At 72.2% G+C, this 1,160-nt stretch carries 1 protein-coding gene; it reads right to left on the bottom strand.

Annotated features, from left to right (window positions below; translation table 11 throughout):
• Positions 1 to 270 precede the first annotated feature (270 nt).
• A partial coding sequence (locus GPA_RS13455) for an EAL domain-containing protein (protein WP_156791177.1) occupies positions 271 to 1,160 on the bottom strand: 890 nt, incomplete at its 5' end.

Raw genomic sequence — 1,160 nt, 5'->3', positions numbered from 1 at the left:
GGCAGGCGATGCCGAGCGCGCGCTCGGGCGGGAGGCGGGCCCATGGGCCGTCCCCAAGGCGCTCATGGAGGGCTTCCTGGGCAACGTGCCGCTCGATCCGCTGCGCGACGTGCTGGGAGAGCTGAACAGCCTGCTGCTATGGGGCTACTTCCTCGTGTTCTTCGGCCCCTCGGGGGCGAGCGCGCCGGTGTTGGAGGCGCTGGGGGAGCAAGGGCTCGAGGCGCTGCGCTCCCGCGACGCCGTCGGCTTCGCCCGGGCCATGGACGGGTACTACCGGCTCATGCTCGCCGCCGTGCGCACGTTCCTGGAGGCCGCCGGCATGCCGGGCACCGAGCGGCTGGCCGAGCCCGCCCCCGACGCGACCGCCCTTGCGCGCGTGTCCGCCCAACGCTCGAACTCGTCGAACGGCAAGGGCTCCGCGAAGACGTAGTCCTGCACGAGGCCGCAGCCCACGCTTTGCAGGAAGGCCAGCTGGCGCTCGTCCTCTATGCCCTCGGCCACGGTGTCCAGGCCCAGCTTGGCAGCCAGGCGCACCACAGCCTCCACCACGTCGCGGGCGCGCGGGGTGTCTTCGCGGAAGAACCGGCGGTCCAGCTTGAGGGCGCTCACGTCGAACTCCTTCAACAGCCCGAGCGACGAGTAGCCCGAGCCGAAGTCGTCGAGCGAGCAGGAGAACCCGGCGGCGCGCAGGTCGCGCACGGCGCGCTTCACGTTGTCGATAGCCTCGTCGTCGAGGAAGATCGACTCGGTCAACTCCATCTCCAGCAGCCCGCGCGGCACGCCGAGCCGGTCGGCCGTGTCGGCGAAGCGCGCGAGGAAGCGGGGGTCCTCGAAGTGGCGGCGCGAAAGGTTGACGGACACGGGCACGGGCTCCCGGCCTTCGCGCAGCCAGCGTGCCAGCCGTTCGCACACGCGCTCGAACACGTAGAGGTCGAGCGCGCGCACGGCCCCGCTGCGTTCGAGCACCGGCACGAACTCGGACGGGTAGATGGTTCCCTCGCGCGGATGGAGCCACCTGGCCAGCGCCTCGGCGCCGGCCACGGCGCCGTCTGCCAGGCGCACCTTGGGCTGGAGCAGGACGGAGAAGTCGCCGTTGGCAAGGGAGCCGTCCAGCAGGTCCGCCAGCTCCCTCTCGCGTCGGAGCCGGTCGAGGGCCGCGC

The organism is Gordonibacter pamelaeae 7-10-1-b, assembly GCF_000210055.1.
In the GTDB taxonomy this organism is placed as follows: Bacteria; Actinomycetota; Coriobacteriia; order Coriobacteriales; family Eggerthellaceae; genus Gordonibacter; species Gordonibacter pamelaeae.
Note: the sequence above shows the minus strand (reverse complement) of the source record. Positions and strands in the feature narration are given on the sequence as shown.